Origin of the sequence: Halobacillus sp. B23F22_5 (genome assembly GCF_043497085.1) — a bacterium.
GTDB lineage: Bacteria > Bacillota > Bacilli > Bacillales > Halobacillaceae > Thalassobacillus.
Window position 1 is genome coordinate 85,370 of sequence record NZ_JBIEKI010000005.1, and the last position, 16,686, is coordinate 102,055.

The following is a 16,686-nucleotide window of genomic DNA, read 5'->3' on the forward strand; positions in this document are numbered from 1 at the left end:
TTGTTCAGCCTAGCTTCCTTTTTGTTTCAAACTTTCCTCAATTTTCAGGAAAAACATATATTACATCGAACGTATTGAATATAAATTTTCACCTATGGGGGTTACAGAAAGAACAGTATCCTGATTTTCTATCTCATCTATTTTATTAAAAAATAATTGTATTTCCTGTTTTGATAGAAACGGGAATAGATGTTCAAGTTTTTTGTTGGGTTTTACATTGAATGAATGATTGAAACGAGGGATTGGTTTCGTGGGAGTAAGGGATATTCCATCCATTATTTTAAGAATTGAATGATAAGAAAACTGGCCACTATCTTTTAAATAATAGCTGGACAGCAATTTATTCGCTGTGTCCTTATGTTTTTGGTTGAAATATTCCTGGAATTGTTTACTGTTTAAAATCGATTCCATAATTAATATTACATCATTTACTTTGACTGCCTTAATTCCTAATTCGTTCGGGAGTTTCATGTCCATTTCTTTAAAAGTAACAGGAATATAAGTTATGATTGGCTTTTCGAGCAAATAAGCTTCAATACTTGATGTACAATCATTGTGAACAATTGCCTTTGCAGCCATTAACCATTTGATAATGTTTCCTTCAAAAATCACATTGACATTATTTAACATAGAAAACGCTTCCCGATAAGGGTCAGTGTTTTCAGCAGGATGAGGTCTAACAATAATTTGATGATGGGGAAAAGCAACTGCCAGTCCCTTCACCATCTCAATAAAAGAGATGTATAATTGTTTAATATATAAAAGGAAAGAGTTGGAGTCATCTTCTCTCTTCCCCTGACTTCCATTATAAAGAGGAAACCTCGTATTAACTAAAATAAAGTCACCATATTTTTCTTTAATCCGATCAGCATCCTGGAGGTATAAGTTTTGAAATTTCGGATGTAATAAATCAAACCTGGGATTCCCTACAATATGGCATTTTTTTTTCTGGCTTGGATAAGCGTTCCCTATCACTTCGCACTGATAATGTCCCCAACAAAATTCTTTTGTTATCATTTTGAGGACCTCTTTTTGCATTCTGGTATTTAAATACCTGTCAGAATCCGGGAAAATCAAACCTTCTTCATCAAGCTCCACCACTTCGTGTCCATTAGTTACTGCTTGTTTGATCACTTTCTTTCTGTAGCCTCTGGAATATCCTTTCGAATAAAATATACCCTCAGGAAATTCGGCCGCTGCTAATTCTACCATTCTCTGCTCGCCTAAAATAACATGGTATTCTTTTTTAATTGCGTAGTAAGCAAGAAGTAATTTAGCATCCAATTCTCTCGCTTTTACTTCGACAGGTAAATATAACCATCTTTCACCCACAGTAGATCCCCCCTCAATTACTCTCCTGCTCAACAATATTTTCGAAAGCCGGAAAGAAGATTATTCTTCCTGCTCTTTTGCATCTATTGTTTCTTCATTATGCTCCATTGCTTCGCTCTCTAGCTTTTTGATCTTTTCCGATAATGTACCTATTTTATTTTCAAGTATTCGAATGATCGTATTTTGGGGATCCTCTTTTTTCGATGCATCAAATGAATCCTCTAATAATGTTTTTATATGAGTATCTAAAAAAGAAATCATATCATAAGGGTCTGCATCTTCGAAAATATCCAAAAATTCAGTTTGGACCTTAGCATCTTTTAATTTCTCCACTTGGTTTGACAATGTAAAATTCTCTTCTTTTAATTGTTCTATTATTTCTTCTTTACTTTTTAGTTTCTTCTCAAAGTCTGATTTTTCTTCTGCTAGTAAATTGTCCCGATGTGCAGCGATCTCCTGATTTTCTTTTTCTAATTGTTCCTTTTCAGTCTTTAACTGAGAATGGTCCTTTCTGATCTTATCAATATTTTTTTGGTAAGAGTCTATTTCTATTGTATGTTTTTCCTGAAGTTCACATATTTCCTTTTTTAATTGGTCAATATTTATACTTTGCTCCTTATTTTGGTGCTCCAATTCCTTGATTGTATTTTCTAACTTTATTATTTTCTTATATCTTGTTTCATTCTCTTCGTTTAAGTCAGTAACCTGTTTACGTAAGTTTTCTTTTACTACCTGGAATTCTTTTGTGCTTTCATCTAAGTTCTCATATAAATCCTGATTTGTTTTTTGCAGTTGAATAATCTCATTTCGGCTTCTTGAATAAGAAGATTTCAGATCATTTATTTCACTTCTTAATTTTTTCTCCTTGGATATTAACTGTTTGTTGCACATTTCCTCATAAACTAATTTTTCCTCTAAGGACTCCAGTTTCACACGCAGTTTCTCTTCATTATATCTGCTGCTTTTTAACTGAAATGCTATATTGCTAATTTTCTTGTTCATTTCCTTCTTTGTTTGACTTAATTGATTAGTCACCCTTTCCTTTTCCTCTAATAACTCAATATTTTGTTCTTTAAGGCTCTTAAGCTGGGAGTAATGGTAATTTTCCTGGTAATCCTTTACTTTCCCTTTATATTTTGCAAGCTCAGCTTTATAGTAAATTATCATTTGTTGGAGTTGAATAGGATCTGTTGTCGTTTTTTTCATTCGTCAACCTCCTTAGGAACATACTGATTAACTCTGGGCTATAGTATCTATATGTGCAACTAAGCTAAACGTTCCTTGGATATATGCAGATTCCTTCCTGTTTGTCGCCAAGTGTTTATAACAAAAAGCACTTACGCTTTAATCCTTAAAAACGTTAGAGTTTCAATAAAGTACAAAAAAAAGAACTGCCCGGAACAGTTCCTAACGCTTATTCTTTCAAAGATTTAATAATATCCTCATAGGCTGCCTTAGTTTCTGTGATGATTTGATCTAACCGTGAACTTACAGTTTCATATTGGAATAGGTCATCTTTTTTCGTCTCCGTTTTTAAAGGAGAAGAATGTCCCTGCATTAACATATATACAAGAATCAATTGAAAAATATCACCATCAAGATATAAAAAACTATTATTTTTATGATTATTATTTTTTATATCATTTAAATGATTTTTTAAATAATATCTAATTAACTGATGAACAAGCACTTCATTTTCTTTATCATGATAATCATTTGTCATCGCTCTCCCCCTCAGATGAAACCTTACCACTGATATTAATTTGATTAAACGCATTGATTCCACCTTGTATTTCATCTCCATAGATGTATCCCATTATTCCTCCGGTATATGAAGAACCTGCTTCCCACTTCAACTGAAAATTTGAAAAAACGAGTGTTTCCGACGGCTCCAGAGTATGAACATCTACAGGTTTCAACCAGAATTCTTCTCTATCTTCCGGACCATTTATGCGTTCCCAGGCATTTGATAATTTCAGCTTTTGTTTTGAATCCTTATAAACATACTTTCCCGAAAAAGTGAATGGAGCCGTGTTAGAAATTTTAATGCATATATAAGGGTTGGAAAGGGAACGACCTCCTGCATTCAAAATGTGAAAGTTGCCAATACATATATTTTCCCCATTACTTTTATGCTGGATGTTAAAGGAATAAGTAAAATAGCCTATGATTTGCATAGTATTTAATTCTCTTGTTTTTTCTGCCATATGTTTGATTTCTTTTAAGTATGAAGCATTCAATGTTTGCCACTCATCTAGTTTATCAAGAATTTTCGACTCCTTTTTTCTCATTGAGCCCACCTCCCCAAAAAAATAAAGAGAGGAAAATAAATTCCTCTCTTTATAGCTATGCTGAGTGATCAGCCATTATCACCGTCATCCCCGCTCGGGAAAATCACAGGACACTGTGGCGGCATGGTTGGTGCAGGGCATGGTGGGATAGGAAGCATATCTCTTGGTGCACAGAAGTCAGCGACAAGTTCAAGAGTTACTTCAAATGTTGATTGAATACTTTGGCATAGGCGAACGGATACTGTAATATCAGTTAGTTCATCCACCTCTGTACCGTTTTCAACACAGATAGCTGTACATACGAAGCAGTCTAAATCTGTGAACGTTACATCAACGTCTGTACCCTCTGGAGCACATAGGATTACCTGTTCACATCGTGTGAAGGATACCGTACCTACCTCAATGGTGGCTCCACCAAGTTCCGGTAACAGTTCAACAAAGACCGTAACGTCAAAGTTCTTCTGAATATTTACCAGTTGCAATGTTACAGTTGTGCCATCAATGACAAATTCCTGATCTACACGCCCAAGAACAACAATCGGGTCCACCTCAGCTGGAGCTACTTCACAAGTAACACCATTGTCAACGATATCATCACACTCGATTGGATCTCCTGTAGGACCAATTGGGAGTTCCAAATCACCTAAAGTCAAATCGAACGTTGTCTCATTAATAACCCAGTCATACACTTTCTCGGTATTAATGCATAGGAGCTCTTGGCCCCCGGTCAAATTTTTCGCTTGCATAATGCAAACTACACCTCCGAATAAGATATTTTGTTTTCACTCATAGCATATGAATGAAAGCTGAAAGCGGTATAGTGAAAGCGCGGAAATAGAAAACCTTTTGCGATATATGCAAATATCCAATTAAAAACTAATTATTTTTGCTAAACTTGTTGGCATCTACATAAAATGGATTAATGGAGGAATAAAAGTAACAATGTAACCGGACATTTGTCACGTATCGAAGGTTCATCAATAGTATATTAATGTGCTGCAAAAGGGTGATGAGTGATGTATAAATACAAGTTATATAGCACCGATGACATTGAGCGATTGAAACATCAGCTTAAGGTGTATGAACAAACCCTTAACGTAGTAAAAAAAGGGGAAGCTGTGGACGATTATCTTCTAATCAAGCACGAGTTTAATGAAACTCATTCAAAACTTATTAGATTAGAAGGAGAAATGAAAAGTATGGAAGAGAAATACCAGAGGCAATTAACCGATTTTGAGGAGAGGGAAGAAAATTTTTCTGATTATATGGCAAATGTTAATAAAATGATGAGCCAGTTAAAAGAAGATATCAGTAAAGTAATAGATAAAGTTGATCAGCTTAATATTAATGAATTGATGGAGAAAATAAATACAGTTATTTATTCTCAAAACAGTCATTTCAGGGAAAGCATTAGAGAAATCGACCGACTAAAAGAGGATATAGCACAAATTCAAGACCAAGTCGTCATTAACCAGGAGAATAATCAAAAAGCTCAAAATCCAAGAAAATCGGAGTACCGACAGCTGCAAAATATGCTCCAATCTTACAGGAACGTAGAGCAGCCATCTCAATCATTCAGCAGGCAAAATTCCAGCTTCACAAGAACCAGCAGCCAAAAACATCAGTCCAATATACCTTCGACAGGTGGGCAAAACACCTTATCAAGGGGAAAATCTAAGAGAAGAACTTTTCAGCAATCTCAGAATGAATTAAATAAAAATATCATCTATTCCAAACAACAAGGAAAAAAAAAAGCTAACCAGTTATCCAAATCACCAGAAAAACAACGCTCTGCAGTGAATCCAACAGAAAATATAACTGAAGAAATCCAAAGTAAGCTTTCTAAACAAAAACAAGCAAAAAAATCACAGGATTCCAGTGAAAACCTTATTAAAAATAATGAGTTTAAAAGCACACATGTTGATTCCAAAGCTTCAACACCAAAAAATAACGACATAACTGAACAAGATATGAAAAAGCAAGCACAACAAGAAACAAACGAGGAGACCCATCCTAAAAGCCAAAAGAAAATTGAGTTTTCATCTCTGTTCTCGATTTTCCAAAAAAAGGATTGACATGGTAATGAACAAAATTACACTTTCAAACACTATATATAATCAGCTTGTTGAACACGGTAAATCTTGTTTACCCTATGAAGCTTGCGGCCTTTTGGCAGGAAACAAGGATGATATAACCTCTATATGGCCATTGGATAATGAATGGAAGTCAGACAGACGTTTTTTTGTAAGCGAGAAGATAGTCGCACAAACCCTTAACGAAATTAAAATACGAAATGAACTGGTAATTGCAATTTATCACTCACACCCGACAACAGCACCTATTCCCTCAAGGTATGACCTCATCAACCACCCAGATAAGAATGTGAAGATGGCAATTGTTTCCTATAAAACTGCACAGCCCTCCCTCAAAACTTACATTATTAATAAAGGCAACTATAAGGAGTGCCCTTTTTTAATAAGAACATAGTAAAAGCCCGTACTTATTAGAAAGTCCCGAGTACAATATATTATCAATAGAAGGAGTTGATTTTTTTGATGAGAAGGACTTCCAAAGGAAAAAAAGTTTACCAAAATAGGTTTTTCAAATCGACAGATGAGCCAATCGTATTGGATGCTTCATTAGTTAAAAAAAGGCCTGTCAGTAGAGGCGGCTGTTGTGGTAAGAAGAGAAAAATTTAGACCATTACTATCATCTTCCGAATAAGATAAATATCAGTACGGTCTTCAATAAATTGTAATGACTTATTATATAAATTATTTAGGTGATCCACCTAGAAAAAGAGGGGAGGCAAACAACCTCCTCCCTTTCATTCTTAGTACATAGAGTTTCGATTACAATACTACAATAGCTTATCAATAAGGGAATGTAATTGGGAAGTTATTAAATGTATAAGTCAAGATGGGGTCCAAATTCAGTAGAATTGAAATGGATGTAAATCTTTGATGAAATCAAGCACGAGGCGTAGAAGAAATTTTTTCTTTTTGATGGATGGATGCGACCCACAACAAAATGTTATCCACAACCATTATTTTTATAATTTCCTCACTAGCGTTGCATAAAAAAATAATCGGAATGTCAAAAGTAAAAAATGGAAAAAATCCTTTTCATTCCATTTCAAAACATTCAGTTATTGATTTTTCTATTTCATTAGCCAAAAGGATAAGGGGGGACTTAGTGAAGGTGATCCTTATCCTTTTATTTCCATTTGTTTAAATTATGATTAGATCGTATGTTAAATCATCGAGGTGCTCGACCTGAGCACTTCTTTTGGCATCATTCATGTAGATTCTAATGAGGTTTCCTTGGCTGTCTTCGTTCTCAATTAACAGTACAGGGTGCTTCATTTTTCTTAACTTTACCATAGTTTCCAGAAGAACGGACATAGATGGGTCTATATCACATTCTTCGATGACCTCAATGATGGTATTGTCCTTAATACACGTACAAAAACGAACTTTCTTTTCGCAGTACTCATCAAACTTCTCAAAATTATAATAGCCACGATCAAATACGTTCAGCGCTCCTTCATCGACGACCATTAACGCGTTCAATTGGGTAGCGACCGCCGGTCTATCCGGTGTTGCGATTACCTTGTCGGGAAAGGTACACTCTTCGCGGAAGACGACCCGAGTATGAATTTTAACCCCGGCTTTCGTTTCGCGAAAATCAGCCCATTCATGTTGGGTTAAGCACATGGAAATCGTTGAAGAATCAATCAAATGAACCTTCTCTAAAGCTTTATCTCCATTCACTTCCCCTAACTCCTGATGAACTTGTTGGACCAGGTGATGAAAGACGGCTTGAAACAAGGCAGGAGGAAGCTCTGAGAGCTTCCGGGAGAGTTGCGATTTTCTGATACTTTTTAATCCCAAGATCCGTTGAAAGCGCTTGTTACGTTTGACTTTAAAACTAATCTTTTTAGGCTGTCGAACCTTGTCAATTGAGCGTAAATCGTAAGTTTGAGAAAAGGAAGACTATAAAGCTTTTTGGTAAAGTTATCGAGCTGCATATAATCAACCATTGCCTCAATAACTTTTTCATTAATCGGGTGGATGTATTCCGTAAAAACTGTATTTATGGTATGCTTGTCCATGGTTGTCTCCTTATGTTTAGGATGAGACAAGGTACCGACCTCCCCCCAAGTATTAGGGGTTTTTTTATGGCTTAAAAGACTATAAAATCCCATAAAAGGAAAATATTCACCTGATAATGAGGGTTGACAAATACAAAGAAGTTTTATGCAACGCTAGTGTAATTTCATAGACTATAAAAACAGAGCATCCCCAATTAAGAATGCTCGTTAAAAATATTGTTTTTTACCAGGTACCGTACTATCTAATGAGCGAGCTTCAAGTAAGATAGCCAACTGGCCCCTGGCGATGAACTAACTGCTTATTATCGAAAGGCTGAAGTAAAGGTTCTTAAAGTGAAAGTATTCATCTTGCCAACCCATTAATAAAGCCGAAAGACGTCTCACCCCAATAACTATCTTACCACTCTTCCGCACCATGACCGTACTTAAATTGATTCTTTGTTATCCAATTTTGCTTTCAACTTTTCAACCTGTGATTTTAAAATAAGGTTATCCTGAGTCAATTCTTCAATTGTTTCCTCTTTTGCCTGCTTCCATTTTTCCCATCCGTTAATTTTTTCTTCATTTGAATGGTACCGCTCTATTTGGCTTCTCAGCAGTTGTTCTGCCTCCTCATAGTTAGCCAGCTGCTTTGAAGTTTTCTGATATTTTTCCTGTAGTTCCCTATGGGCCTGCTTTAGACCGATCAACTTGGTTTGCAACTTCTCGTTCTCTTTCTGGATATGTTCATTCTTGGCCAATAAATTCTCTTTTATAACCTGGAATTCGCATTCCTGCTTTTGCAGAAGCTCCTGTAAGGATTTATTTCTAATTTGCATCCTTGAGCGATCACTTTGCTGCTCTGCAATGATTTCCTCAGCAGCCTGCAACTCTTTCTCCATCCGTTCTACTCGATAATCTAATTCCGCGTTATTTTCCATCAGCTGAATGTTTTGTTCTTTTAAGTTATCCAGATGGGCATAATGATAGTTTTCCTGATAATCTTTCACTTTCTCTTTATACTTAGCCAGTTCCGCTTTGAAATAAATGATTTTCTGCTGAAGCTGTATCGGGTCTTCCATGTTGTTTTTGTTCATACCGTAACCTCCCCAGGTTGACGTTTATATTATATATATGTAAGGATGGGCTGAAAGGTTACGAAAGTATGGACATATGTAAAAAAGCAGAGTTCCCCCTGCTTTTTATATGCTTTTTTCACACTAGGTATATACTTGGTTTCCTGAAACGCTTCTTGAAACTTCATTTACAGCAAGTAAGTTCTTAAAAAAACGTTTTATTTTATTTAGATTGATTATTTTAAAATAATTCTTTTCTAACTTTTTTAGGTTTATTATCTTTTTTTAGTTTTCTGAATTCATTACGGAGGGATTGTTCCCTGTCGATTGTTTTTATTAGGCTTTTTTTTAATTTTTGTATTTCTCTTATTTTTTCATGCATTTCTTCCTCAAGATAACTATATTTCTTCGTCCATTCACTTATATCTTCATCTCCTTTTTCTTTTTTGGTCTGAAAATAATTATTTTCCATTTGCAGACGATCCACTTCACCCTCAAACTTTTTTATCTGAGTCTTTAATAATGTATTTACTTTTTCTTTTTCTTTTAATTTATTTTCTGTTTCATCAAGCTTCTTCATATTTTCTGCCTGGCAATTTGTCAAAATACGACAGGTATCTTCGAGATTAGATATATTTCCTTCCTTAACCCTTATTTTTTCAATTAATTTCTGTTTAGCAAGTATGGACTTTTTATAATTTATATTAAGCTTCTCAAAAGCACCCCAAATTGCCTGCTCCCTTTTCTCATATTCCTTTTGATACTCATGTAGTTTATCTTTCTGATGACAATTTTCAGCTCTTAACGATGTTACAACTTGCTGGGAAATTAAATAATTCTTATGAAAATTTTCAATATCTTTCTTTAATAAATATAATTGTGATTGGTAAGTTCGGTATTTTTCTTTTTTGTAATTTATTACTTCATTAAAAGCGATGATTTCCTTAAGATATGACTCATTCTGTTGTTTAAGCTTTCTTGAAGTTTGTTTTTCTTCTTTCAAAGATTCTTCCGTTTCTGAGAGGCGTTCTTTCAATTCCTGCATATAATGTTGGAATTCTGAAAAATTTTGCTCTTTTTCCTGTTCTCTTAAGAGGTTTTGCTCTTCTTTACTTTCACGCAGATTGTTTCGCATAAGTTCTTTGCTTCTTCTAAGTTCTTCTGTCATTCTTTCATTATTTAAATAAAGTTGATGTGATTTTGTCTTGAATCTGTAATTTTCTTTATAGAGTTTTTCATTCTCCAACTTAAGCTTTTCTAGCTCATCCATTAATTTCTTGTTCTCTTCTGAGATCGCATTCATCATTTCAAATTGTGGCGGAAAGCTATTTCTTTTCCTCACACTTCATCCCCCTATCTTTTAAAAATGAAACTTATAATATAACTCAATGATTAATGTTTCCTCTTATAAATTTATGACTGGATTTCAAAAAAATGAGAATTTTTCCTCTGGGAGAGGAAGATATAAAACCATGATTTAAGAATGCTTATGTATAATCTATAAAAAGTGTCTTAAACCTAAAGAATCCAGGGATAGATCCCTGGATTCTTTAAATTTCCTTTGCTAATTCTTCCCTCAACTTGAACTTTTGCAGCTTCCCGCTGGCATTACGAGGCAATTCCTTAACGAATTCATAACGGCGCGGACGTTTATATCTAGCAAGCCGCTCATTAGCCGTACAAAACTCATCTAACTCTTTCTCTGTGAGTGAATCGTCTTTTTTCACAATATAAGCGACCACACGTTCTCCCCACATCTCATCCGGTTCACCAATGACAGCGGCATCCATTACCTGTTCGTGATCGAAAAGGACATCCTCAACTTCCCGGGAGTAGATGTTTTCCCCGCCGGAAATAATCATATCCTTTACTCGATCACTCACCCAGAGGTAGCCTTCTTCATCGAACGAACCGATGTCACCGGAATGATACCAGCCTTTATACATTACTTCCTCCGTCGCCTCTGGGCGATTATAATATCCTGGCATCATGCTTGGACCCTGGACGATAATTTCTCCGAGCTCCCCTGGTTCGCATATATCCGCGGGATCTGCTGGTCCGTCCTCTCTAGTTCGGACCACTTTGACTTCATGATTCAGCAAGGCCCTTCCTGCTGACCCTGCCTTGTCAATTTGTTCATCCTCGGTCAGCACTGTAATGGCCGGTCCCATTTCCGTCATACCATAGGCTTCGAACAAACGTATTCCTAATGTATCATGTAAATTCTTCACTAGTGCCGGGGCCATTGGAGCACCGCCATACAACCCTTTATTCAAAGTAGAAAAGTCAGCATCAGACAAGTCTTCATGCAGCATCATGTTCCACATCGTCGGGGCAGCAAAAAAGGTAGTGATCGCTTCTTCTTTTACCGTTTGAATAAGTGGCTTAGGATCGAAATGGTGCATGATGATATTGGTTCCCCCCATCATCACCCGCGGGAAAAAGGCGCAGTGCAGCTCAGCACAATGGAACATAGGAGCGACACTTAGTCCGCGTTCTTTGTTCTACCTGGGGATGGGTCGCTTTTTCAAATAAAACAACCTTAGGATCGGCATCCTGTAAAATGAAAGTGATTTCTTTCGCGGTCAAACGGAAGTTGATTGGGTTGAAAACTGCCCCTATTTTTATACAGGCGAATAACGTAGTCGCAAACTCTGCTGTATTAAATAATACGGTTGATACTTTATCTCCCTTATTGACTCCAGCATCCTTTAATGTATTAGCAAGACAATTGACTTCCTCATCCCACTCCCTATACGTCCACCGTTTAACTAAGCGAACATCAACTAATCCCTCTTTCTCCGGATATTTCGCCACCGTCTGTTCAAACATGCTACGCAAGGTTGGTCCCATCGATTCATCTCCCCTTATTAAAAGTTGAATTGCCAGTCATCTCTACTTTTCTTATTTTGGCTGCATCCGAATCGCTCCGTCTAACCGGATCACCTCCCCGTTCAACATCGGATTACCAATGATGCTTGCCACAAGCTCAGCATATTCTGCCGGCCGTCCTAACCTGCTCGGGAACGGGGTCATCTTACCAAGCGCCTCACGAGCGGATTCCGGAAGTGTCGCGAACATTGGGGTTTCAAATAAACCCGGGGCTATCGTCATGACTCTTATCCCATAGCGGGCAAATTCCCTGGCAATCGGAAGGGTCATACTGGCTACTCCACCTTTGGAGGCGCTGTAGGCTGCTTGTCCAATCTGCCCTTCGAAAGCGGCGACGGAAGCTGTATTGATAATTACTCCGCGTTCCTCATCCGCATTAACATCATTGCTTTGCATCCTTTCCCCTGCCAGACGGATCATATTGAAAGTACCGATCAGATTGACTTCGATCACTTTAGAAAAACTGCCCAAATCATGGGCTCCCTCTTTCCCGACAACTTTTTCAGCAATTGCAATGCCGGCACAGTTGATGACTGCGTTAAGATTCCCGAATTGATCGATCGTCAAATCCAGCAGCTGGTTGATATCCTGTTCAGAGGTTACGTCTGTCGTATGAAACAGACAACGATCACCAAGTTCCTGGGCCAGGTCTGCAGCACGTTCCTCATTTCGATCTGCAATCACTACTCTTCCGCCAGCTGTGATAATTTTTCTTACAGTGGCTTCTCCAAGTCCGGACGCGCCGCCAGTCACGATTGCTACGATATTTTTAAGCTTCATTTGTCATTCCTCCAATCGTTCGATGATAGTTGCGTTTGCCATGCCCATTCCTTCACAGACAGCCTGCAAGCCGTACCGCTTTCCTGTCCGCTCTAATTCATGGACTAAGGTGGTCATCAGTCTCGTTCCAGTCGCCCCAAGAGGATGACCAAGTGCGATCGCTCCTCCATTGACACTCAGCTTAGCAGGATCTGCACCTGTCTCTTTCAACCAGAATAAAGGAACTGGTGCAAAGGCTTCATTCACTTCAAACAAGTCCATATCTTCTAAACTTAGTCCAGCTTTTTGCAGTATTTTATAAGTGGCAGGAACAGGCCCTGTCAGCATGAATGTAGGATCCGAACCAACTACGGACCTTGCTACAATTCTGAAGCGTGGTTTCAAGCCCAGCTGCTCCGCTTTTTCACGCGACATAAGAAGCACTGCCGAGGCACCATCACTGATTTGACTGGCATTCCCGGCCGTTATCTTTCCGTCTTGCTTAAAGGCAGGCTTTAGTTCTGCCAACGTTTCAAGTGAAGTTCCTGGCCGCGGCCCTTCATCGGTATCCATTAAATTAACTGTTCCATTCCGATCGGTCACCGGCATGATTTCTTTTTTAAAACGTCCTTCCTTTATTGCATTCAGTGCTTTTTCATGGCTTTCCACAGCAAACTGGTCAAGCTCCTGCTTTGAATATCCCCAGTGCTCAGCAATCCGCTCGGCAGACAGCCCTTGATTGATGATTTCATAATGGTCCGTAAGTCTTTTACTGTGTTCCGTCCCTTGAATATTAGAGAACATTGGAACGCGTGTCATATTTTCAACACCACAGGCAACTACTGTTTCCATGTCACCACTGGCAATCGCCTGAGCTCCAAAGTGAACCGCCTGCTGGCTCGATCCGCACTGGCGGTCGATGGTCACCCCGGGTACTTCTTTCGGGAAACCTGCTATCAAGGCAGCTGTACGGGCGATATCCATCCCTTGCTCTCCGACTTGGGACACACAACCTGCAATCACATCTTCCACAGTTGCCGGGTCAACCTGTGCCCGGTCCACCAATTCCTTTAAAACATCTCCTAATAAATCGTCCGGCCGCTTTTCACTCAGCAGCCCTTTTCTCCTTCCAACTGGACTGCGGACCGCTTCAACGATGACAACTTCTCTCATTGGTTATCTCCTCCTGTTGAATTGACTCCTTTCTGGAGCCACGTTTCTACTATTTCTGTCTGGTGCTCTCCTTTTTTAGGAGGACGTTTTTTCATGGCAGGCGCTGGGTACATGGTAGCCAGTTGTGTTAAGCCGCCTTCCCTGATCTCCATCGTGCGCTGCTTCCATAATGGATGATGTTCCAACTCTCCGATCTCCATGACCGGAGTCAAACAGCAATCCACTTGTAACGAGATTTCCATCCACTCTTCTAGTGGTTTAGAACAAAAGTAAGCGCTTACTTGTTCAAAAATAGGAAAGCCCTTTTCCGCACGAGTAAATTGATGTTCGACCCAATCATTTCTACCAGCAAACTGACAAAATGAACGCCAAAATTTAGGTTCCAATGCGGCAAGAGCTATATAACGTCCATCCATTGTTTCATAGATGTGATAACATACTTTTTCTCCACTGATTTCTTTAATTCCTTTGTTATAACCACTTTCTTTTGCAAGGGCAACGTTGGTATTTAACATTGCATAAAGACCATCTGTCAGTGCCACGTCGAGATAGAAGCCTTCCCCAGTCCGAAAACGTTGTACAAGCGCAGAGAGTATCATCTCCGATGCGGTCAATCCTCCGATAAAATCAGCAATCTGAATCGAAGGATGAACTGGCTTTCCATGCTCATCTTTCAGCTGCGACAGCATGCCACTAAGTGCCATATAATTCAAATCATGACTAGCCAGAGAACTCATTTGGGTAGTGTCCTGCCCATAGCCCGATATCGAGCAGTAGACGATGCCTGTGTTGTGCTCCTGCACTTTTGCATAATCAAGTCCCATCCGTTTCATAACACCTGGACGGTAGCTTTCTACAATAACATCAGCTTTTGAAGCAAGTTCAAGCGCTGTAGTCTGGTTATTTGCCTCTTTTAAATCAAGCATAATACTTCTTTTCATTCGATTGTTTACAGTAAAGACGGTACTGTTCAAACTTCGTGCGGGTTCACCTTCAGGTGGTTCCACCAGAACGACATCGGCTCCTTTCTCCGCCAGTCTCAATGTAGCATAAGGACCTGGGAGATACCTCGAAAAGTCCAGGACACGGACTCCCTCGAGCATTCGCTCCATCATTCCAACCCCATCTTTTTAGCGATAATCGTTTTCATAATTTCATTGGATCCTGCATAAATAGCGGAAACCGGTGCGTCCCGATACCTTCTTGCAATCTCGTATTCTTCCATATAGCCATAACCACCATGCAGGTGCATACATTCCTCTGCCACTTTCTTGGTAAGATCGGTAATCCACCATTTGGCCATCGATACTTCTTTGACGACATCCTCCCTTTTGATATGGGAATCTATCACGCGGTCCAGGAATGTCCGGCCGATTTCTACTTCAGTTTCGAGTTCTGCCAGTTTGAATTGTGTATTTTGAAAAGATGCGATACTTCTCCCGAATGCTTTACGATCTTTAACGTATTGCGTAGTGATTTCCAGCATCCTTTCCGAGGCTGCAATGCCCCCGATAGCGACAATCAGCCGTTCCTGCTGGAGATTTTTCATTAAATAGTAGAAACCTTCGCCTTCTTCACCGATCAAGTTAGAGGCGGGTACTCTGGCATCTTCAAAAATCAATTCAGCCGTGTCCTGACTATGCAAGCCAATTTTATTAAGTTTTTTCCCTTTTGAAAAACCAGGTGTGTCCTTTTCCACAACTAGCAGGCTTATTCCTTTATGTGCAGGCTTTGCTTTCGGATTAGTTTTACAGACGACAAGCACTAAGTCTGCCTGGATGCCATTCGTGATAAACGTCTTCTCTCCATTTACTATGTAGTCGTCTCCGTCACGGACTGCCGATGTTTTGATGCCAGCCAGGTCAGAACCAGCACCGGGTTCGGTCATAGCAATCGCTGTAATAATTTTTCCTGTCGCGCATTTAGGCAGCCAACGCTTCTTTTGTTCATCTGTACCGTATTGCTCAAGGTATGGGACAACAATGTCACTGTGTAAGCCGATTCCAATCAGGCCGGTACCCACTTTTTCCAGTTCCTCATTGATGATAACCGAGTAGCCAAAGTCTGCCTCAACCCCTCCATGCTGTTCATCCAGCCAGGGACATAGATACCCCTGTTCCCCCATCTTTTCCCAAAAAGACCTGGGGATCAGCCCATTTCGCTCCCATTCATCAAAATAGGGATAAGCTTCTTTCTCTAAGAACTTGCGCAACGCTTCCCTTAAAATATCATGTTCTTCTTTTATGTAAGCTGCCTTCATGTTAAACCCCCTTACATTTAATTCATATGAAAATTCAGACTATAATTATTTTACCTTATTTTGCAAGTAAGGGAAAATAATTTATCAGCAAGACCGAGCACTTATAGCGCCCTATCAGTGATATGTTCAACCATAATTCAGAGGTATTCTTCCCTCACAGAGATACATACTACTCTAACTTATAATGATTCTTCTTTAACACATAAACATGCTGACTTAACGAAGCTGCAGAAAAAAAGACAGACATCTAGATGTCCGTCTTTACGCAAATATCTCTTTTTTACGGTAAACCATCCCATCAGCAGTTGCCAGCAGCTCTCCCGCATCATTTTTAACCATCATCCGGTACAGGCCGAGCTTCGGATTCTTTGATTCTTCGGTTGCGGTAGCAATAATTCTATCCTCAAGCATTCCCGCACGCATATAATTCATATTTACATTAATACCGACCGCTGTCTGACCATAAGAATTGCTGGCGATCGCAAATGCTACATCTGCCAGGGAGAATAGGACGCCTCCGTTAGCCGCTCCATGAAAATTCATCATATTCTCTGTGATCGTCATCGAAACTGTTGCTTCTCCTTCACCGACATGGTCAATTTCTATTCCCAGGAATCTGGCATACGGATCTCTGGATACCCGTTCTAAAATTGCTTCTTTCATTATTCATTCTCCCCCATACAGGAAAGGGACATCCCATTCGACGTCCCCTCCTTGCTTAATTTATTATTTAAACGTTCATTCCCACCGGGAGTTCAAAATTGCAACGAATCTAAAATTACATCCTTTCTCCCTTAAGAAATATAATTC

16 protein-coding genes and 1 pseudogene are annotated in these 16,686 nt (G+C 38.9%); 2 read left to right on the forward strand and 15 right to left on the reverse strand.

From position 1 onward, the window contains the following. Positions 1 to 60 precede the first annotated feature (60 nt). The 5 genes from ACGTN9_RS09080 to ACGTN9_RS09100 form a co-directional block, all read right to left on the reverse strand. Positions 61 to 1,332, reverse strand: a complete 1,272-nt coding sequence (locus ACGTN9_RS09080; RefSeq protein ID WP_499592042.1) for a surface carbohydrate biosynthesis protein — start codon at positions 1,330 to 1,332, stop codon at positions 61 to 63. 60 nt (positions 1,333 to 1,392) lie between these two features. Then, positions 1,393 to 2,538, reverse strand: a complete 1,146-nt coding sequence (locus tag ACGTN9_RS09085; RefSeq protein ID WP_499592044.1) for a hypothetical protein — start codon at positions 2,536 to 2,538, stop codon at positions 1,393 to 1,395. Between the two features lie 208 nt (positions 2,539 to 2,746). After that, entirely contained in the window at positions 2,747 to 3,055 is a 309-nt protein-coding gene (locus ACGTN9_RS09090; protein WP_499592046.1) for a hypothetical protein, read from the reverse strand. Next, positions 3,045 to 3,623, reverse strand: a complete 579-nt coding sequence (locus tag ACGTN9_RS09095; RefSeq protein WP_499592048.1) for a hypothetical protein — start codon at positions 3,621 to 3,623, stop codon at positions 3,045 to 3,047. Before ACGTN9_RS09095 ends, ACGTN9_RS09090 begins: the two co-directional genes overlap by 11 nt. A gap of 68 nt (positions 3,624 to 3,691) precedes the next feature. Further along, positions 3,692 to 4,369: a BMQ_0737 family morphogenetic spore coat protein gene (locus tag ACGTN9_RS09100; protein ID WP_499592050.1), complete on the reverse strand. Its 678-nt coding sequence runs from the start codon at positions 4,367 to 4,369 to the stop codon at positions 3,692 to 3,694. Between the two features lie 270 nt (positions 4,370 to 4,639). Between ACGTN9_RS09100 and ACGTN9_RS09105 the strand changes: the two genes are divergently transcribed. Both ACGTN9_RS09105 and ACGTN9_RS09110 read left to right on the forward strand, forming a co-directional pair. Beyond that, entirely contained in the window at positions 4,640 to 5,698 is a 1,059-nt protein-coding gene (locus ACGTN9_RS09105; RefSeq protein ID WP_499592052.1) for a hypothetical protein, read from the forward strand. A gap of 7 nt (positions 5,699 to 5,705) precedes the next feature. Then, positions 5,706 to 6,110 carry a M67 family metallopeptidase gene (locus ACGTN9_RS09110; RefSeq protein WP_499592053.1) on the forward strand — a complete coding sequence of 135 codons (405 nt, stop codon included), beginning with the start codon at positions 5,706 to 5,708 and terminating at the stop codon, positions 6,108 to 6,110. Between the two features lie 743 nt (positions 6,111 to 6,853). Here ACGTN9_RS09110 and ACGTN9_RS09115 read toward each other — a convergent pair. From ACGTN9_RS09115 to paaI, 10 genes and pseudogenes are all read right to left on the reverse strand, one after another. After that, positions 6,854 to 7,453, reverse strand: a complete 600-nt coding sequence (locus ACGTN9_RS09115; protein WP_499592055.1) for a transposase — start codon at positions 7,451 to 7,453, stop codon at positions 6,854 to 6,856. Between the two features lie 53 nt (positions 7,454 to 7,506). Beyond that, positions 7,507 to 7,737, reverse strand: coding sequence for a DUF4372 domain-containing protein (locus ACGTN9_RS09120; protein ID WP_499592057.1), 231 nt, complete (start codon positions 7,735 to 7,737; stop codon positions 7,507 to 7,509). A gap of 425 nt (positions 7,738 to 8,162) precedes the next feature. Continuing rightward, a complete protein-coding gene (locus ACGTN9_RS09125; RefSeq protein WP_499592059.1) occupies positions 8,163 to 8,813 on the reverse strand; it encodes a hypothetical protein in 651 nt (216 codons plus the stop codon). 220 nt (positions 8,814 to 9,033) lie between these two features. After that, positions 9,034 to 10,134 (reverse strand): hypothetical protein, encoded by a 1,101-nt coding sequence (locus tag ACGTN9_RS09130; protein WP_499592061.1) that lies wholly within the window; start codon positions 10,132 to 10,134, stop codon positions 9,034 to 9,036. A gap of 208 nt (positions 10,135 to 10,342) precedes the next feature. Next, positions 10,343 to 11,645: pseudogene (locus tag ACGTN9_RS09135) on the reverse strand (AMP-binding protein). 51 nt (positions 11,646 to 11,696) lie between these two features. Beyond that, positions 11,697 to 12,464 (reverse strand): 3-hydroxyacyl-CoA dehydrogenase, encoded by a 768-nt coding sequence (locus ACGTN9_RS09140; RefSeq protein ID WP_499592063.1) that lies wholly within the window; start codon positions 12,462 to 12,464, stop codon positions 11,697 to 11,699. A gap of 3 nt (positions 12,465 to 12,467) precedes the next feature. Continuing rightward, positions 12,468 to 13,616 carry a thiolase family protein gene (locus ACGTN9_RS09145; protein ID WP_499592065.1) on the reverse strand — a complete coding sequence of 383 codons (1,149 nt, stop codon included), beginning with the start codon at positions 13,614 to 13,616 and terminating at the stop codon, positions 12,468 to 12,470. Further along, on the reverse strand, positions 13,613 to 14,728 hold the full coding sequence (locus ACGTN9_RS09150) for a CaiB/BaiF CoA transferase family protein (RefSeq protein WP_499592067.1): 1,116 nt from the start codon (positions 14,726 to 14,728) through the stop codon (positions 13,613 to 13,615). The genes ACGTN9_RS09145 and ACGTN9_RS09150 overlap by 4 nt, the downstream gene beginning before the upstream one ends. Further along, positions 14,728 to 15,876, reverse strand: a complete 1,149-nt coding sequence (locus ACGTN9_RS09155) for an acyl-CoA dehydrogenase family protein (RefSeq protein ID WP_499592069.1) — start codon at positions 15,874 to 15,876, stop codon at positions 14,728 to 14,730. Before ACGTN9_RS09155 ends, ACGTN9_RS09150 begins: the two co-directional genes overlap by 1 nt. Before the next feature lie 261 nt (positions 15,877 to 16,137). Beyond that, positions 16,138 to 16,539 carry a hydroxyphenylacetyl-CoA thioesterase PaaI gene (gene paaI / locus ACGTN9_RS09160; protein ID WP_499592071.1) on the reverse strand — a complete coding sequence of 134 codons (402 nt, stop codon included), beginning with the start codon at positions 16,537 to 16,539 and terminating at the stop codon, positions 16,138 to 16,140. Positions 16,540 to 16,686: the final 147 nt, after the last annotated feature.